The sequence below is a fragment of the Leucogemmata humicola genome (genome assembly GCF_055379415.1).
The window spans coordinates 2,217,103-2,234,340 of sequence record NZ_AP040875.1; the positions used below are offsets into that span (position 1 = coordinate 2,217,103).

The 17,238-nt window shown below is 63.3% G+C and carries 11 protein-coding genes; 10 read left to right on the top strand and 1 reads right to left on the bottom strand.

What is annotated here, in order from left to right:
* Window positions 1–129 precede the first annotated feature (129 nt).
* Window positions 130–753, top strand: coding sequence for a hypothetical protein (locus AC6H4Z_RS09170; RefSeq protein WP_497546453.1), 624 nt, complete (start codon window positions 130–132; stop codon window positions 751–753).
* Window positions 754–858: 105 nt separating this feature from the next.
* On the opposite strand, the gene AC6H4Z_RS09175 is transcribed toward AC6H4Z_RS09170, so the two are convergent.
* Entirely contained in the window at window positions 859–1,140 is a 282-nt protein-coding gene (locus tag AC6H4Z_RS09175) for a hypothetical protein (RefSeq protein ID WP_497546454.1), read from the bottom strand.
* A gap of 242 nt (window positions 1,141–1,382) precedes the next feature.
* Between AC6H4Z_RS09175 and AC6H4Z_RS09180 the strand changes: the two genes are divergently transcribed.
* The 9 genes from AC6H4Z_RS09180 to AC6H4Z_RS09220 all read left to right on the top strand — a co-directional run bounded on the left by AC6H4Z_RS09180 (window position 1,383) and on the right by AC6H4Z_RS09220 (window position 17,233).
* Window positions 1,383–2,915: an efflux RND transporter periplasmic adaptor subunit gene (locus AC6H4Z_RS09180; protein ID WP_497546455.1), complete on the top strand. Its 1,533-nt coding sequence runs from the start codon at window positions 1,383–1,385 to the stop codon at window positions 2,913–2,915.
* Complete coding sequence (locus AC6H4Z_RS09185; RefSeq protein ID WP_497546456.1) at window positions 2,912–6,010, top strand: efflux RND transporter permease subunit; 3,099 nt, start codon at window positions 2,912–2,914, stop codon at window positions 6,008–6,010. Before AC6H4Z_RS09180 ends, AC6H4Z_RS09185 begins: the two co-directional genes overlap by 4 nt.
* An 86-nt stretch (window positions 6,011–6,096) precedes the next feature.
* Entirely contained in the window at window positions 6,097–9,234 is a 3,138-nt protein-coding gene (locus AC6H4Z_RS09190) for an efflux RND transporter permease subunit (protein ID WP_497546457.1), read from the top strand.
* 118 nt (window positions 9,235–9,352) lie between these two features.
* A complete protein-coding gene (locus tag AC6H4Z_RS09195) occupies window positions 9,353–9,733 on the top strand; it encodes a PepSY domain-containing protein (protein ID WP_497546458.1) in 381 nt (126 codons plus the stop codon).
* 68 nt (window positions 9,734–9,801) lie between these two features.
* On the top strand, window positions 9,802–10,470 hold the full coding sequence (locus AC6H4Z_RS09200) for a response regulator (RefSeq protein ID WP_497546459.1): 669 nt from the start codon (window positions 9,802–9,804) through the stop codon (window positions 10,468–10,470).
* On the top strand, window positions 10,467–11,819 hold the full coding sequence (locus AC6H4Z_RS09205) for a sensor histidine kinase (RefSeq protein WP_497546460.1): 1,353 nt from the start codon (window positions 10,467–10,469) through the stop codon (window positions 11,817–11,819). The genes AC6H4Z_RS09200 and AC6H4Z_RS09205 overlap by 4 nt, the downstream gene beginning before the upstream one ends.
* Before the next feature lie 46 nt (window positions 11,820–11,865).
* On the top strand, window positions 11,866–13,062 hold the full coding sequence (locus AC6H4Z_RS09210; RefSeq protein ID WP_497546461.1) for a TolC family protein: 1,197 nt from the start codon (window positions 11,866–11,868) through the stop codon (window positions 13,060–13,062).
* Entirely contained in the window at window positions 13,059–14,141 is a 1,083-nt protein-coding gene (locus AC6H4Z_RS09215; RefSeq protein WP_497546462.1) for an efflux RND transporter periplasmic adaptor subunit, read from the top strand. The genes AC6H4Z_RS09210 and AC6H4Z_RS09215 overlap by 4 nt, the downstream gene beginning before the upstream one ends.
* A complete protein-coding gene (locus tag AC6H4Z_RS09220) occupies window positions 14,138–17,233 on the top strand; it encodes an efflux RND transporter permease subunit (protein WP_497546463.1) in 3,096 nt (1,031 codons plus the stop codon). Before AC6H4Z_RS09215 ends, AC6H4Z_RS09220 begins: the two co-directional genes overlap by 4 nt.
* Window positions 17,234–17,238 lie beyond the last annotated feature (5 nt).

Here is a 17,238-nt window from a genome sequence, read left to right on the forward strand (position 1 = left end):
CCCGTCTCGGCGAGTACTGCGACGGGGATTTTGCTGTCGAGCCTGCGTACTCACCGGGTCGTCACAGGGCCCGGCGTGGTCGGGCGTGCGACTTGCTTTTTTAGGCACTGCCTCAAGCAGGGAGCTGCAATGATCCGAAAACTTACAATGATCGCGACCGCGGTTGCCGCGCTCGGCGGATGCGCACGTACGAACGTGCAATCAGCGAGCGGCGAACTCGGAAGCGCGGTACCGCCGAACGCTCGGCGGCTTACGGTTGGTACGATGATCGAAGTGAAAACGAACTCGAAGATGGGTTCGAAGCAGAACAAGGTCGGTGATACCTTCACGGCGACGGTATCCGACGCGGTAAAGGCACAGAACGGTCAGACCGTCGTGCCGGAAGGCTCGATGGTGTACGGCCATATCACCGGGCTTCAGAATGCGCCGCATACTGGCGACCCGTCCGTGATTCGCGTGGACTTCGATCGCATTGCGATCAATGGCCACACCTATCCGTACAACGCCAGCGTGTCAGAGGTTCGTCCGCCTAGCGCCAGCAACGAGACGCTGAAGAAGGCGGGCATTGGTGCGGCGGTTGGTGGGGCGCTCGGTGCAATCGTCAGCGGTGGAGATCTCGACAAGCTGCTCGTTGGTGGCGCGCTTGGCGCGGCCGCTGGAACCGTGATTTCGTTGGGCACGGATCGCGAGCCAGAACTGCCGTCGGGTACGAAGCTCATGCTCCGCACTTCGCAGAACATCGCGCTGAAGTAGCACAGGCGACTGAGTTTTAAGGAAAGAGGCGGCGCCGGACCTTGGTCCGGCGCCGCCTCTCGTTTGTACGGATTTGGTATTGGTTGCGCCCGCTGTTGCGCGTTTCTAGGGCTTCGATTCAGTCCGATCTGCGCTGGACGCTGGCTCGGGCCGCTGATTACGGATGCGGCCGGCCCACCACTCGGTGATCTGGTGTTGGACCGCTTCGACCGAATGATCGGGCATGACCGGCGGTCCGAGGAACTGTTGAGCGTGTTCGTCCATGAGCGCCCAATGCGGCTGACTCTCGTTTCCTGTCGAGACGATGGAGCAGCGGAAGGTCTTTCCGTCGTCCGTTCTGACGATGATGGTTTCGGCGGTCTGATCGGACTTTCTACGACGTCGCATTGGCGGCCTCCGGACTAAGAAAAGGCAAGGACCGGACCGGACCGTCAGGGGCGATCTTAACGATTGAAGTGCCCCGCGTTAGCTTTGGCGGGGCGCTGAAGACTTCGGTCGATCTCAGCCGAACACATTGCCCCATCTGCACGTACTACCAATGATCGCTCGCCCGGCCTAGTCAGGTTGCGGACGAGCCCGCCGTACTGCGCCCCCGTCGCGCCCTCGCACTCAACCACTGATTTGCTCTGATGACCGGATTGCGACTCGACCATCGTCGCGCATCGTTGCTGTCTTTCGCTGCTGCGCTGCTCGTCCCCGTTGCATTCACCGCCTGCAAAAAGGCGCCGCCGCCTCAACAGCGACAGGCCGCCAGTGTGTCCGTTGCGGCGGCTCGACGTGCGACGGTGCCATACGTTATTGAAGCGAACGGCGTCGTGACGCCAATGCAGAGCGTTTCCGTCACGCCGCAGGTCGACGGAATCATTCTGTCGGTGGACTTTCAGGAGGGCGACGAGGTCCGCACGGGCCAGCCGCTCTTCCATATTGATTCGCGTCCATACCAGAACGCGTACGATCAGGCGCTTGCCGTCCTCGCGCGTGACAGCGCGAACTTCACACAGGCGGCGGGTGAAGCGGACCGGTATAAGAAGCTGCTCGCGCAGCGCGTGATCACGCCTCAGGAAGCGGGCGTCCAGTTCAATACTGCGGCGACCACGCAGGCAACGATGAACGCCGATCGCGCCGCGGTTGCCAACGCCAAGTTCAATCTCGACAACGCGATCATTCGCGCGCCGATCTCGGGAAAGACCGGTGGCCTATTGGTGAAGCGCGGTAACCTGGTTCGATCGGGCGGAGCGTCGCCGTTGGTCGTGATCAATCAGGTGCGTCCGATTTACGTGCGCTTCGCGGTTCCGTCGTCGCAGCTTCCGCTCGTGCTCCAATACGGCGCCAAGGGCGGTCTTCCGGTGGCGGCGGTGCCGGGCGGGATCGCTCCGCCGACTCCGTCGATCGATTCGCTCGCAGCGGAAGCGATGGCGCAGCCGGCCGACCCGACGGGCCAGCAGGGCAACGGCGGCAACGGCGGCAACGGTGCTGGTCGTCGCGGACGCCGCGATGCCAATGCCGCCGGTGGGGCCGGTGGCCCATCTGACGCGGCGAGCAACGGCGGAGCAGGCGGACGTCGCGGCGGTCGTGGTCCGGGCGCTGCGGGCAACGGTGGCGGCAATGGCGGCGGTGGTCAGCGCGCGGCCGCGCAGAGTGGCGCCGCCCCGGTGCAGCAGGCCGCACCGGTCAACGAGTCGATGGCGGGCAAGCTGTCGTTCATCGACAACGCGGTTGATACCGCGACTGGCACCGTGCAGCTCAAGGCGACGTTCGACAACTCGACTGGCCGCCTCTGGGCTGGACAGTTCGCTACGACGTCGCTGCATCTCTACGATCAGGAAAACGCGCTCGTCGTACCGCAGCAGGCGATCGTCACAGGCCAGCGCGGCTCGTATGTATACGTCGTCGATCAGGCGGACACGGCGCGTCAGCGCGCCGTGGTCGTTGAGCGCACGGCGGGTGGTCTTGCCATCATCTCCAGCGGCATTCACGAGGGCGATCGTGTCGTGACGGAAGGCCAGTCGCGCCTCACGCCCGACGCGCCCGTGCGCCTTCGCGGCGCGGGCGATGCGAATGGCCGTGGCGGCAATGGTAATGGTGGTGGACGCAAGGGTGGCGGCCGCGGTGGCAAGCGCGGTGGCGGCAACGGCGGCGGCGGTAGCGGCGGCGGGGAATGAGCCTCACTGGGCCGTTCGTGCGGCGCCCGGTCATGACGACGTTGCTCATGATCGGCATCCTGGTGTTTGGCATCGCGTCGTACCGGAAGCTGCCGGTCAGCGATCTGCCGGCCATCGACTATCCAACGTTGAACGTGAACGCCAATCTCCCGGGCGCGAGCCCGGAGACGATGGCGGCCACGGTCGCGACGCCGCTCGAGAAGGCATTCTCGGCGATCGCCGGCATCGATGAGATCACGTCGAGCAGCAACACCGGCGGCACGAACATCACGCTGCAGTTCGGGCTTGATCGCGATATCGAGGTAGCGGCGCAGGACGTGAACGCGGCGATCGGCAAAACACTGCCGTTCCTTCCGTCGACGATTCTCCCGCCGAACTACCGTAAGAACAATCCGAACGCGTCGCCGGTCATGACGATCGCGCTGACGTCGAACGTCCTCCCGATGACTCAGGTGGACGAGTACGCGCAGACGATGATCGCGCAGCGCCTGTCGATGATCGAAGGTGTTGCGTCGGTCAACGTGTTCGGCTCGGCGAAGTACGCGGTGCGCGTGCAGCTCGATCCCAAACAGCTCTCGGCGCGCAATATCGGCGTGTCGCAGGTCGCGAACGCAATCCGTCTGAACAACGTCATGCTTCCGACGGGCGTGCTATATGGAAAGGACCAGACGCTGACGATCAACGCGACTGGTCAGATGAACAACGCGTCGGAGTTCCGCCAGCTGATCATCTCGTATCGCAATGGCGCGGCAGTCCGGCTCGGCGATGTCGCCAACGTGCTCGACGACATCCAGAACAACAAGTCGGTCAGCTATTTCAATCGCGAGCGTTCCATCAACCTGTTCGTGCAGCGGCAGCCCGGCACGAATACGATGGAAATTGCGCAGCGGGTGAAGGAGAAGCTCGACGAGATCAAGCTGGGCCTCCCGCCGACCCTGAACGTCTACGTTCAGTACGACAAATCGATCATGATCGGCCACTCTGTGGCGGACGTGAAGGAGTCCCTGGTCATCGCGCTCGTGCTCGTCGTGGTCGTCATCTTCCTGTTTCTGCGAAGCGCGATCGCCACGCTGATCCCGAGTCTAACGCTGCCGCTAGCTGTCATAGGCACGTTCTCGGCGATGTACGCGCTCGACTTCAGTATCGACAACCTGTCGCTCATGGCGCTCACGCTCGCCGTGGGCTTCATCGTCGACGACGCGATCGTGATGCTCGAGAACATCGTGCGCCACATCGAGATGGGAAAAACCCCGATGCAGGCGGCGCTCGAGGGCTCCGAGGAAGTCGGGTTTACAGTTCTCTCGATGTGTCTCTCGCTCTCAGCGGTGTTCATTCCGCTGATGTTCATGGGCGGCATCATCGGGCGTCTGTTCCGCGAGTTTGCCGTAACGATCAGCGTGTCTGTGCTGATCTCGGGCTTCATCGCGTTGACGCTCACGCCGATGCTCTGCAGCCGCTTGCTGAAGACGCACTCGAAGGACGAGAAGCACGGCACCCTCTACAACATCACCGAGCGCGGTTTCCAGACGATTCTCGGCTGGTATGAGCGCAGTCTCAACTGGGTGATGGAGCGCCGGCCTTTCACGCTTCTCTTCTCGGCGGCGGTGCTGGTCGCGACGTACTTCGTGTGGACGAACATTCCGAAGGGATTGTTCCCGCCCGACGATACCGGCACGCTGAACGCGAACGCCGAGGCGCCGCAGGGAACGCCGTTCACCGAGATGATGCGCCTGGGCCAGCTAGTGAGCACCAAGCTGGCGACGGATACGAACGTCGCGTCGTATACGATGAACATCGGCAGCATGGGGCCGTCGAATCAGATCCAGTTCAACGTCACGCTCAAGCCGGCGGGCACGCGTCCGCCTGCGGATGCCATGGTGTTCGAACTGCGACGTCTGATGTCAACGCCAGGTGTGGACGTGTCGGTCACGAATCCGCCGAGCATTCAGATCGGCGGCCGTGGTGGCCGGTCGTCGTACCAGTACACGTTGCGCGGGCCGGACATTCAGGATCTCTACGCGCAGGGCGAGAAGTTGCTCAATCGCCTGCAGGACAACCCGATGCTCAGCAGCGTCAATTCGAACCTGCTGAATCGTAGTCCGATCGTGAAGGTGAAGATCGACCGCCAGAAAGCGCTTCGCATGGGCACGACGCCGTCGGGAATCGAGCAGGCGCTGGCGAATGCGTACAACCAGCAGCAGGTGTCGACGATCTTCATGCCGACCAATCAGTACACGGTCGTGATGGAGACGGTGCCGAGCGCGCAGGTGGATGCGTCGGTTCTCGAGCACTTCTATGTGCCAGCGTCGGGCGGACGACAGGTTCCGTTGCCCGAAGTGGCAGACTTCGAGCTGACCACCGGTCCGCTCAGCGTGGCGCACTCCGGTCAGATGGCGTCGATGACGATCTCGTTCAACCTGGCGCAGGGCGTCTCGCTCGGTGACGCCACGGCCGAGGTCGAGCGAGTCGCGAAGGAAGTATTGCCGGCGCAGATCACCGGCGGATTCTCGGGCACCGCGCAAGCATTCCAGGATTCTCAGAAGGGCATGGGCGTCCTGTTGTTGATCACGGTCTTCATCATCTATCTCATTCTCGGCGTTCTCTACGAGAGCTTCATCCACCCGATCACGATTCTCACGGGCTTACCGTTCGCGGCGTTCGGCGCGCTGTTCGCGCTGTACATCACGCACGTGGAGCTCGGCGTGTACGGCTATGTCGGCATCGTCATGCTGATCGGCATCGTGGAGAAGAACGCGATCATGATGATCGACTTCGCATTGGAGCGTCAGCGCAGCGGCAACATCAGCCCAACGCGTGCGATCGTCGAAGCGGCGAGTGTGCGCTTCCGACCGATCATGATGACGACGGTTTCGGCAATCGTTGGTACGCTACCGATTGCAATCGGTGTGGGTACGTCGGCGGCGTCGCGGCGTCCGCTGGGTATCGCGGTCGTGGGTGGTCTCGCGTTTTCGCAGGTCGTCACGCTGTACGTGACGCCTGTGTTCTACTCGTATTTCGACGAGCTGCAGTCCTGGATTGGCCGTCGCGCTCATGCCGCGATTCCGGTCGAGCCAAGTCCTGTGGCTGGCGATTAGTGGTCATCCCGAGCGAAGCGAAGATCTACTAGAACGTCACAGTAGGTTCTTCGGTCGCTCTGCTCCCTCAGAATGACAAGCAGTCAATGAATTTTACCACGCTGTTCATCAAACGCCCCGTCATGACGACGCTCGTCATGATCGGCATCCTCGTATTTGGCATCGTCGCCTACCGTCAGTTGCCGGTGAGCGACTTGCCGAACGTCGACTTCCCGACGGTGACGGTGAGCGCCACGCTGCCGGGCACCAGTCCGCAGACGATGGCTGCCACGGTGGCGACGCCGCTCGAGAAACAATTCTCGACGATCGCCGGCATCGACAACATGACATCGACGTCGAGCCTCGGGCAGACGCAGATCGTCATTCAGTTCGCGCTCGACCGGAACATCGATGCCGCTGCGCAGGACGTGCAGGCTGCGATCGCGCAGACAGCACGTCAGCTGCCACAGGGAATCATTCCGCCGGCGTATCAGAAGACCAACCCCGCTGACGCGCCGATCCTGACGCTCGCGCTCACGTCCACCGAGATCTCGCTGTCGCAGCTCGACGAGATCGGCGAGACGTCGATCGCGCAGCGCCTATCGATGGTCGCTGGCGTGGCGCAGGTGCTCGTGTACGGCGCGCAGAAATACGCCGTTCGTCTCCAGCTCGATCCGGGACAGCTCGCCACGCGCGGCATCGCGCTCGAGGACGTGGCGCAGGCGATCACGCAGCAGAACGTGAACATGCCCACGGGCGTCCTCAATGGTCCGCGTACGGCGCTCACGGTGCAGGCGACTGGTCAGCTCGAGAACGCCAATCAGTTCAGCGACGTGATCGTGGCGTATCGCAACGGCGCGCCCGTGCACCTCGACGAGATTGGGCGCATCACCGACGACGTGCAGAACAACAAGACGGCCAGCTGGTACAACGGCGCGCGGTCGATCGTGTTGGCGATTCAGCGCCAGCCGGGCACGAACACGGTGGACGTGGCCAACCGCGTGAAGGCGTCACTTGGCAAGATCGGCCAGGAGATTCCGCCGTCGGTCGCGATGAACATCCTGTACGACCGTTCGGAGACGATCAAGGCGTCGGTAGATGACGTCACCTTCACGCTCGAGCTGACGCTGTTCCTCGTCGTGGCGGTGATCTTCCTCTTCCTGCGCAACTGGTCGGCGACGATCATCCCGAGCCTCGCGCTGCCGATGTCGATCATCGGCACGTTCTCGGTGATGTATCTCCTGCATTACTCGCTCGACAATCTTTCGCTGATGGCGCTCACACTCGCCGTCGGTTTCGTCGTGGACGACGCCATCGTGATGCTCGAGAACATCGTCCGACACATGGAGATGGGAAAACCAAGGATGCAGGCCGCGATCGACGGCGCATCCGAGGTTGGGTTCACCATCTTGTCGATGACGTTCTCGCTGGCGGCGGTGTTCATCCCGTTCTTGTTCATGGGCGGCATCATCGGCAAGCTGTTCCATGAGTTCGCGGTCACGATCGGCGTGGCGATTCTCGTGTCCGGCTTCGTGTCGCTGACGCTCACGCCGATGTTGTCGAGTCGTTTCCTCAAGTCGGATCATGGCAAGAAGCACGGTCGCTTCTACGAAGTCACCGAAAACTTCTACAACGCCTGGCTGGGCGTGTACGAACGCTCGCTCGCCTGGGTCATGGCGCGCCGGCCGCTCACGCTCGTGTTCTCGGCGGTAATCCTCTTCGTCACCGCGTACCTGTTCTGGTCCACGCCCAAGGGACTCTTCCCGACGGACGATACCGGCCAGCTCCTCGTGACGACGGAAGCACAGGAAGGCGTGTCGTTCGACGCGCTCACTCGCCAGCAACAGGAAGTGGCCGAAGTGATCCGGAAGCATCCGGACGTTCGTTCGGTGACGTCGTCGGTCGGTACGACTGCGGCCGCGAACCAGGGCCAGATGACGATCGATCTCAAGCCGATCGACGAGCGTAAGCGCAGCGCGGAGCTGATCGCGCGCGACCTGATGGTGTCGACCGCCAGCGTGTCTGGCATCACGACGTTCATTCAGAATCCGCCGGCGATCTCGATCGGTGGACTCGCGTCAAAGTCACTCTATCAGTACACGCTGCAGAGCGGCGACATGGCGGCGCTCAATACCGCCGCGCGCACGATCGAAACGCGCATGCGCGCGATTCCCGGTCTCATCGACGTGACGAGTGACCTGCTGATCGAGAATCCGCAGGTGACCATCGACATCGATCGTGAGCAGGCGGGCCAACTCGGCGTGTCGGCCAGCGAGATCGAAAACACCCTCTACGACGCGTTCGGCCAGCGCCAGGTGTCGACGATCTATACAGCGACTAACGAGTACTGGGTCGTGATGGAACTGCTCCCCGAGTATCAGCAAGACGTCGATGCGCTCGGCAAGCTCTGGGTGCGGTCGTCGCGCGGACCGCTCGTGCCGCTCAACACCGTGGCGAAGTTCAAGTTCTCGGTCGGCCCGGTGACGGTGAATCACTCGGGCCAGTTGCCGGCCGTGACGGTGTCGTTCAACCTCGCGCCGGGCATGTCCATCGGCACGGCGGTCAAGCAGGTCGAGGCGGTCGCGAAGGAAGTGCTTCCGTCGCAGGTCGGCGCGAGCTTCTCTGGAATGGCCGAGGCGTTCGTCACGACACAGCAAGGCCTGCTCGTCCTGATGCTCCTCGCGGTGTTCGTGATCTACGTAATCCTCGGGGTGTTGTACGAGAGCTTCATCCATCCGATCACGATTCTCACCGGTTTGCCGTTCGCTGCGTTCGGCGCGCTGGTGACGCTGCTTCTCTGCGGCCTCGATCTCGATATCTACGGCTTCGTGGGCATCATCATGCTCATCGGCATCGTCGAGAAGAACGCGATCATGATGATCGACTTCGCGATCGAGAAGCAGCGCGACAGCAATAGCTCGCCTGCCGAGGCAATCCTCGAAGCGGCGAGCGTTCGTTTCCGTCCGATCATGATGACGACGATGGCCGCGCTCATGGGCGCGATTCCGATCGCCGTCGGTTGGGGCGCGGGCGCGTCGACGCGTCGTCCGCTGGGTGTTGCCGTCGTTGGCGGTCTGGCCTTCTCGCAGCTCGTGACACTCTACGTCACGCCGGTGTTCTACACGTACCTCGACGAGTGGCAACAGCGCTTCTCGCGTCGCCGCGCGAAGCAAGCGGGTGGTGTAACGCCGCCAGCGGACGCAAAGCTTCCGACGGCGCACCGACCGGAACCAGCCGCCACCTGAACTGCATTTACGACTCGAACGGGCGCCCTGAACAGGGCGCCCGTTTGTTTGGCCTGTCATCGTCGCGACAGGTGCTCAGGGGTAACCTCCGGCACCATCCCAACCGCCAGGAGTCTTCATGAAATACGCTTCTTTCGCCGGCGCGCTCGTCATCGCGGCGCTCGCCACCCCCGTGGTTCACGCGCAGGCTACCTACAAGCGCGAGTTGCCGGATTCGCTCGTCAAGCAGGCCAAGATTACCGAGGATGTCGCCTCTGCAGCCGCTCAGAAGCGCGTTCCCAAGGGCAAGATCGAAGGTGTTGAACTCGAGAAGGAAGGCGGAAAGCTGATCTACTCGTACGACATCAAGACCGCCGGTAAGAGCGGCATCGATGAGGTGCAGGTGAGCGCGATCACCGGCAAGGTCGTGTCGTTCGAGCACGAGACGCCGGCGGACGAGAAGAAGGAAGCCGCCGAGGATGCCAAGGCAAAGGCTGCGGCCAAGCCGAAAAAGCCGTAGTGTCGACGTGACCGCCGCGTTGCGAGTAGTTTGATCGAAGGAACCCCTCATTCAATTCCTGCGCGGCGATGCGTGTCCTGTTGGTCGAGGATGATCCGGAGCTTTCCGAGGTCATCGAGAGCGGATTAGGCGAACATGGCTTCCAGGTCGTGCGGGAATCGACCCTGGAGGGCGGACGACTGCGCGCCGTGCTCGCCGCGTATGACGTCATTATCCTCGACGTGATGCTTCCCGGCGGCAGTGGTTTCGATCTCTGCCGATCGCTTCGTCAACGCGGTGTCGGTGCGCCGGTGCTCATGCTCACGGCGCGCGACGCCGTCGACGATCGCGTGCGCGGTCTCGACGCCGGTGCCGACGACTATCTCACCAAACCCTTCGCCTTCCGCGAACTCGTTGCTCGTCTGCGCGCGCTAGCGCGGCGACGCCCAACCCCGCTGCCCGAGACGCTGACGATCGCCGATCTCGAGGTCGATCTGCGCTCGCACCGCGTGCGCCGCGGTGGACGTCCCATCGAGCTCACGGCCAAGGAGTTCGCGCTGCTCGAGTTTCTCGTTCGTCATCACGATCAGGTCGTGGACCGTGCGGCGATTACCGCGCATGTGTGGGACGAGAATCACGATCCGTTCACCAACGTGCTCGAAGTTCTGGTCCGCCGACTCCGACTCAAGATCGACGAAGGTTTTTCGGTCAAGCTCATTCACACGCTCCGGGGCGCGGGATACCGGCTCGGGGAATGAGCACAAGCCAGAACGGAAGACGTTCGGCCGTTGCGGTTCCGAGTTCGCTCGGTCGTTTGCGCCTTCGCCTTACGGCGTGGTACGTCGGGACATTCTTCGTCATTCTCGCCCTGCTCGGCGGCGGAATATTCGCCACCATCACTCGGCGCTTCGACCACGAGCTCGATGAGTCGCTGCGCGACGCGACACATGAACTCGCGCGCCTGGCGCGTTTGCGCGTCGCTGCGTCACACGGCGACGTGACTCGACTCTTCGATCCGTCGGCGGATTTTCGTATTCCTGAGCGTACGCTCGTGCTTCTCGACACCACCGGCCACGCGTTGAGCGGTAACGAGCCGGCGTCGTGGGTACGGTCGCTGGCGCGTGATGCAGCCAAGTCGCACACAAAGGCGCGTACGCACAGCGATCATGACGATGGAATTCTTCGCGCCTACGCCGAACGTGTCGACCTGCCCGATGGCCCGCCTGTCGTCGCCGTTGCCATTGCCAACGAAATCGAGCTCGAGGATCGGTACGCGTCGCTGATCGCCTCGTTCGGTGCCGCTGCGATCGTCGCGCTGATATTGGTCGCCGCCGGCGGTTGGATTCTCGCGCGCCAATCGACTGTTCCCGTGGAACGTGCCATCACGCAGATGCGCCAGTTCATGGCGGATGCGGCCCACGAACTGCGAACGCCGATTGCCGTCGTGCGAAGCCGCGCCGAAGTTGCGATGCAACGCCCTCGCGGACCGGATGAATATCTGATCGCGCTGCGCAGCATCGAACGCGAAAGCGAGCGGCTCGGTGGGATCGTTGAGGATTTGCTCATGCTGGCGCGCGCGGACGCCGGGGAACGCACCGTCGCGCGCAGTCGCGTGTTCTTCGACGACCTCACCCTCGATGCAGCGGAAGCCGTGCGCGTTATCGCCGACCGAAAGTCTGTCCGCCTCGAGGTGGACGATTTCGAGGAGGCTCCTGTCTACGGAGATCCGACCCTGCTGCGACAGTTGGTCGTGATTCTGCTCGACAACGCGATCAAGTTCACTCCGGCCGGGGGAATGGTTCGGATTGGAGTGCGCGCTACACCCGCCACCGCCGAACTCACCGTGTCCGATACCGGAGTCGGGATCGAACCGGACAAACTTCCTTTCGTTTTCGATCGCTTTTTCCGCGCAGACACGTCGAGAACCCGCGCGGCGTCGGAAACGACGGCCACGTCGGAGGGCGTCGGACTCGGTCTGGCGATCGCTCGATGGATCGTCGACGAACATGCGGGGACCATCGCGATTCAGTCGGACGTAGGGCGGGGAACGCGCGTAGTCGTTCAGTTGCCGCGAGACTTGTCCGCTACGCCGGTGTCATCTTCCTGACAGGTCCAGGCCGCTAGCCTTCAGCATCCAGCTAAATACCGAGGTCATGCGCGTTCGCATCGCCCTGCTCGTGGCCTGCGCGGCCTATGCTGCGCCAGTCCAATCACAGACAACTCCGCTTTCGCGCGCCGGCGCCATTCAGACCGCCCTCGAGCGCGGCGCCCGGCTCGGCGTAGCCCGGGCCGATACCTCGGTTGCCGGCGCAGCGGTCATCGCAGCGCGAGCGCTGCCGAATCCGGCGCTGACCGCGAGCTACAGCCGCTCCGTTCCAAAATATCATTTCAGTGTCGACGTTCCGATCGACTTTCCCATGCTCCGCCAACTGCGAATTCGCTCGGCGGGCCTTGGGTTGGACGCGGCACGGCTTCGCTATCAGTTTGCGCGGGCGACCATCGCTCTCGACGCCGATACTACGTACACTCGCGCGCTCGCGGCGCGAGAGCGACTCGCACTGTCGCAACGCAATGCGCTCGACGCCGACAGCGTGTTGCACATGGTGCAGCGTCGCCGAGATGCGGGCGATGCGAGCGAGATGGACGTCGAGCTCGCGCGCGTCAACGCGGGCCAGCAGACGAACCTCGCCACCGGTGATTCGCTCACGTTGGTCTCGACACTGCTCGACCTTCAGGCCGTTCTCGGCATGACGACCGAACGGTTGGAGATTCTCGCGACCGATTCACTCGCTCTTCCGCCAGGAGCCGCTACACCCGCCACCACGCTCAGCGAAAAGGCTGCGGCCATCTCGCTCGAGTCGGCGACCGCGGCGGCGCGCCTGCAGCATCGCTCCATCTGGTCGCTACCGAGTATCTCGTTCGGTTTCGAGGCGGGAGATCCTGACGTTCCTGGCTTCCTTCCCACGTTTGGCGTGGGAATAGGCTTGCCTCTTTTCGATCGGAATCGCGGCGCGATCGCGCAGGCGGAAGCAGAACGCGTTCGAGCAGCGGCGGAACTCACGCTCGCTCAAGTCGAAGCAAAGAATCAGATCGCTCACGCGACGCGCGAACGCCAGGTGGCGCTCGCGCGCGTCGAGCGGGATCGCGCGCTCATCACGAGCGCCGAGCGCGTGTCAGCCATGGCGCTCACAGCCTATCGCGAGGGCGCATCGACTCTCGCGAACATTCTCGAAGCACGGCGCACCGCGCGCGAACTCTTGGCGCAATACGTCGACGATCTCGCAGCCGCGTGGATTGCGACCGCCGAGTTGCGTGCGCTTGCGTTCTCCACTGCGGATTCCCAGCCATGAGGCATTCCTACCATCGGGCGATCGTCGTTGCCCCGTTGATCCTTCTCGTCGCGGCCTGTCACAAGGCGGAGGCACCCGCGGCCGAGAAGCAACCGAGCGTCAGCGCCAAGACCGCCGTCGTCGCAGCCGAGCCATTTACCGAAACGCTCGGTGCGATCGGGACAGTGACCGCGCGCGTCGGACACGTTGCGAGTCTCAGCGCGCCTGCCCCTGGGCGAGTCGGTCAGGTTCTCGTGGCGATGGGTCGAGCTGTGCGCGCCGGCGATCCGTTGATCGAGCTGGATCAGGCGCCATTCCGTGCGTCGCTAGAGGCCGCGCAGGCGAGCTATGACGCCGCACAGAAGGCGAACGAGCGACAGCAGCGCTTGGCGCAGGAAGGCATCACGCCGCGAAAGGACGCCGAGCAAGCTGCTGCCGATTTCGCGCGCGCGCGCAACGAACTCGATGTCGCGCGCCGCGCTGAGAACCTCTCTATCATCAAGGCGCCGATCTCCGGCGTCGTTACTCGAGTGGTCGCGACGATTGGATCGTCGGTCGATCCGTCGCAGCCGCTGATTGAGATTTCGGATCCGAGCGCGCTCGACGTCGTGTTGAGCGTCACCCCGTCGGACGCGGGTCGCGTTCGTCCGGGCGCCAAGACGATTCTCACGGCCGGTCAATCGCAGGGCGGTGAGCAGCTCGGCGTTGGCACCGTGATCGACATTGCGAGTACGATCGATTCGACGACGCGAAGCGTACCGGTGCGGGTGCAAGCGCCGACCACGAAAAGACCGCTGCGAATTGGTGAGACCATTTTTGGCGCGATCGCCCTGCTGACGCACACTGGCGCGATCGTCGTTCCAATCGACGCGCTCGTTCCGGACGGCGACTCGTTCAAGGTGTTTGTCGTGGATGCAGACAACGTCGCGCACGCACAACCGGTCACCGTCGGCGGTAAGACCGCCACGACTGCGCAAATCACCGACGGACTCAAGGTCGGAGAACGTATCGTGACGTTCGGCGCGTACGGCATGCAGGATGGTGCCAAGGTGGTTCCACTCGCGCCGCTCAACGACTCGGCCAAAGCGGAAAAGCCGTGACCGAGCAGCGCTCGTTATTCGGGCTTCTCGCGCAGCAGCGACGCTTCGTCTATCTCGCGATCGCTGTTCTCAGCGGCGCGGGAATCTGGGCGGCCGTGCGGCTGCCGTCGGCGATCTACCCTGAGCTCACCTTCTCGCGCGTCACCGTCGTCGTGAATGGCAGTTCGCTCGGCGCTCGGCAGGTGCTGTTCAGCATCACGCGCCCGATCGAGGAAGCGATCAGTATCATTCCGGGCGTAACGAGGGTGCAGTCGCGCTCGATTCGCGGCGGAAGCGAGACGAACGTCACCTTCTCGCCGTCGACGGACATGGTCGTGGCGCTGCAGCAGGTGCAGGCCCGCGTCAATCAGGCGCGCAACGACCTGCCGGCCAACCTCGACATCGAAATCGAACGGCTCACGCCGTCGGTCTTTCCAATTCTCTCGTACAACCTCGAGGGCGGTGATCCGGCAACGCTGTACGACATTGCCCGGTATCAGGTCAAACCGCTGATCTCACGCGTGCCAGGTGTTGGCCGCGTGGATGTGCAGGGAAGCGATGTGCGCGAGATCGAGGTCGTGGCTGATCCGGCGCGCCTGGCGATGCAGCAGATGACCTTCGCCGACGTCGCGAATGCGATTCAAGCGGCGACGACGGTAAGCGCCGTCGGTCGCATGCCGCAGGACTACAAGCAGTACTTGATCGTGACGACCAGCGAGGCGCGGTCCACCGACGACATCGCGAACATTGTGATTGCCCACGGTCTGCGCGTCGGTGACGTGGCGACCGTGAAGAGCGGCACCGAGGATCACGTCCGCATCGTGGCGGGCGACGGCAAGCCGGCCGCACTGATCAACATCACGCGACAGATCGGCGGCAATACGCTCGGGATCGCCGACAGCGTTGCCCAGATTGCCGCCAGCCTGCAGAAGACACTCCCGCAAGGTTTGGTGCTCAAGCCGCTGTACGATCAGGCCTCGCTCGTGCGCGACGCCGTAAAGTCGGTGCGCGACGCGATGCTGGTCGGAGCGTTGCTCGCCGTGATCGTGCTTCTGATCTTCCTGCGTCACGCGCGCGTGACCGCGATCAGCGCATCGTCGATCCCAATCACGATGGCGATCACGGTGTTCATCATGTCGCTCGTCGGCCAGACGTTCAACCTGATGACGCTCGGCGCCATGGCCATCGCGATTGGCATCGTCATCGACGACGCCGTCGTGATCACGGAGAACATCGTTCGACACGTCGCGCTCCAGCCTGATCGTACGCTTGCGATTCGCGACGCGGTTCAGGAGCTGATCTGGCCTGTCACTTCGTCGACGATCACCACCGTCGTCGTATTCCTGCCGCTCGGGCTGCTCACTGGCGTTGAAGGACAGTTCTTTCACGCACTGTCGGTCACGCTCACGATTGCCGTTCTCGTGTCGCTCGTCGTAGCCCTGACGATCATTCCGTTGCTCAGTGAGCGCTATCTCACCGTGGCAGACAGCGATTCGGAAGCCAAGAACGCGAAACCATCGCGCGGTCCGCTCGCCTGGATCGGTCGCGGTGTCGACGCGCTCTCCGATCGCTACGAACGTGCCCTGGGCGCCGCGCTCCGACACGCGCGTTGGATCGTACCTGCCGCGGCTCTTCTCGTGGTCGCCGGTTTCCTCGTCCAACGCGTAGCATCCACCGGCTTCCTTCCTGAAATCGACGAGGGCGCGTTCGTCCTCGACTACTTCAGCCCAGGCGGTACTGCGCTCGCCGAGACGGATCGACAGGTACATCAGATCGAGCAAATCCTCATGAGCACGCCTGAGATCACGGGAACATCCCGTCGACTCGGCGCGGAGCTCGGCCTCTTCGCGACAGAGCAGAATCGCGGCGATATCGTCGTGCGTCTCAAGCCGGAACGCGAACGCGATCGTTCGACGCAAGAGGTGATTGACGAGGTGCGCGGCAAGGTCGAAGCCGCAGTCCCTCGAGTACGCGTCGAGTTCGTGCAGATTCTCTCCGACGTGATCAACGATCTCGCCGGAGCCGCCCGTCCGGTCGAGATCAAGATGTACGGCGCTGACCTCAATGGCCTCGAGGCATACGCCAGACGGCTCGAGCCCGGGCTGTCGAAGGTCGACGGCGTCGAAGATTTCTTCAACGGCGTCAGTGAGCCGAGCGCGGAGCTCGATATGACCGTGCACCAGGCTGAGGCCAATCGGATCGGGCTAACGCCGGTGCAGGTGGCCGATCAGGTGAGCGGTGCACTGCTCGGGCAGCAGGCTGGCGAAATTCGCCTCGACGACCGCTCGGTTGGTGTGCGCGTTCGCGCGCCGGATTCCGTCCGCTTCAATCCGCAGCAGCTTGGCGCGATTCCCGTGTTCTCGGCGCAGACGCGCGCCACGGCGCCGCTTGCGTCGCTTGCGTCGTTCCAGCCGACTGAGGCCCGCGGTGAACTGCTGCGCGAGAACCAGCAGCAGATGATCGCTGCGCACAGCGATTTGGCGGGTCGCGCGCTCGGTGACGTCATGACCGACGTGAAGGCGGTGTTGGCCGAGAAGCCGCCGCCGGCCGGAGTGCGCGTGGAATTGGCTGGCCAGTACGCCGGCCAGCAGCAGGCCTTTCGCGCGCTACTGCTCGTTCTTGCTCTTGCCGCGGCGAGTGTCGTTGCTGTGATGGTGCTGCAATTCCGTTCGTTCGTCGAGCCAATCGTCATTCTGCTCGCTGCACCCCTGTCGTTCGTCGGTGCGGTTGGCCTCCTCGTGATCATGGGTGTGCCGCTGAACGTCTCGTCGTTCATGGGGCTGATTCTGCTCGTTGGACTCATCGTGAAGAACGGCATCATCCTGCTCGACTTCACGCGGCACCTCATGCGTTACGACGGTCTGTCGCTCGAACCGGCGCTACGTCAGGCCGCGCGCATTCGGCTTCGTCCAATTCTCATGACGACGCTGTGCACGCTGTTCGGACTACTGCCGCTCGCGCTGGGCATTGGGGCGGGGAGCGACATGCAGAAGCCGCTCGCACTCGCCGTCATCGGCGGTCTCGCACTTTCGACGCCGATCACACTGTTCGTCGTTCCAACGTTGCTCGTCGCGGTGCGTGGGCGTGGCTTCACGCTCGCCGCGCGAGACTAGCACTT

What these genes read in the sequence shown, in the direction of transcription:
- AC6H4Z_RS09170 (WP_497546453.1), top strand. Translation starts at nt 130, where the DNA reads ATGATCCGAAAACTTACAATGATCGCGACCGCGGTTGCCGCGCTCGGC.
- AC6H4Z_RS09175 (WP_497546454.1), bottom strand. Translation starts at nt 1,140, where the DNA reads ATGCGACGTCGTAGAAAGTCCGATCAGACCGCCGAAACCATCATCGTC.
- AC6H4Z_RS09180 (WP_497546455.1), top strand. Translation starts at nt 1,383, where the DNA reads ATGACCGGATTGCGACTCGACCATCGTCGCGCATCGTTGCTGTCTTTC.
- AC6H4Z_RS09185 (WP_497546456.1), top strand. Translation starts at nt 2,912, where the DNA reads ATGAGCCTCACTGGGCCGTTCGTGCGGCGCCCGGTCATGACGACGTTG.
- AC6H4Z_RS09190 (WP_497546457.1), top strand. Translation starts at nt 6,097, where the DNA reads ATGAATTTTACCACGCTGTTCATCAAACGCCCCGTCATGACGACGCTC.
- AC6H4Z_RS09195 (WP_497546458.1), top strand. Translation starts at nt 9,353, where the DNA reads ATGAAATACGCTTCTTTCGCCGGCGCGCTCGTCATCGCGGCGCTCGCC.
- AC6H4Z_RS09200 (WP_497546459.1), top strand. Translation starts at nt 9,802, where the DNA reads ATGCGTGTCCTGTTGGTCGAGGATGATCCGGAGCTTTCCGAGGTCATC.
- AC6H4Z_RS09205 (WP_497546460.1), top strand. Translation starts at nt 10,467, where the DNA reads ATGAGCACAAGCCAGAACGGAAGACGTTCGGCCGTTGCGGTTCCGAGT.
- AC6H4Z_RS09210 (WP_497546461.1), top strand. Translation starts at nt 11,866, where the DNA reads ATGCGCGTTCGCATCGCCCTGCTCGTGGCCTGCGCGGCCTATGCTGCG.
- AC6H4Z_RS09215 (WP_497546462.1), top strand. Translation starts at nt 13,059, where the DNA reads ATGAGGCATTCCTACCATCGGGCGATCGTCGTTGCCCCGTTGATCCTT.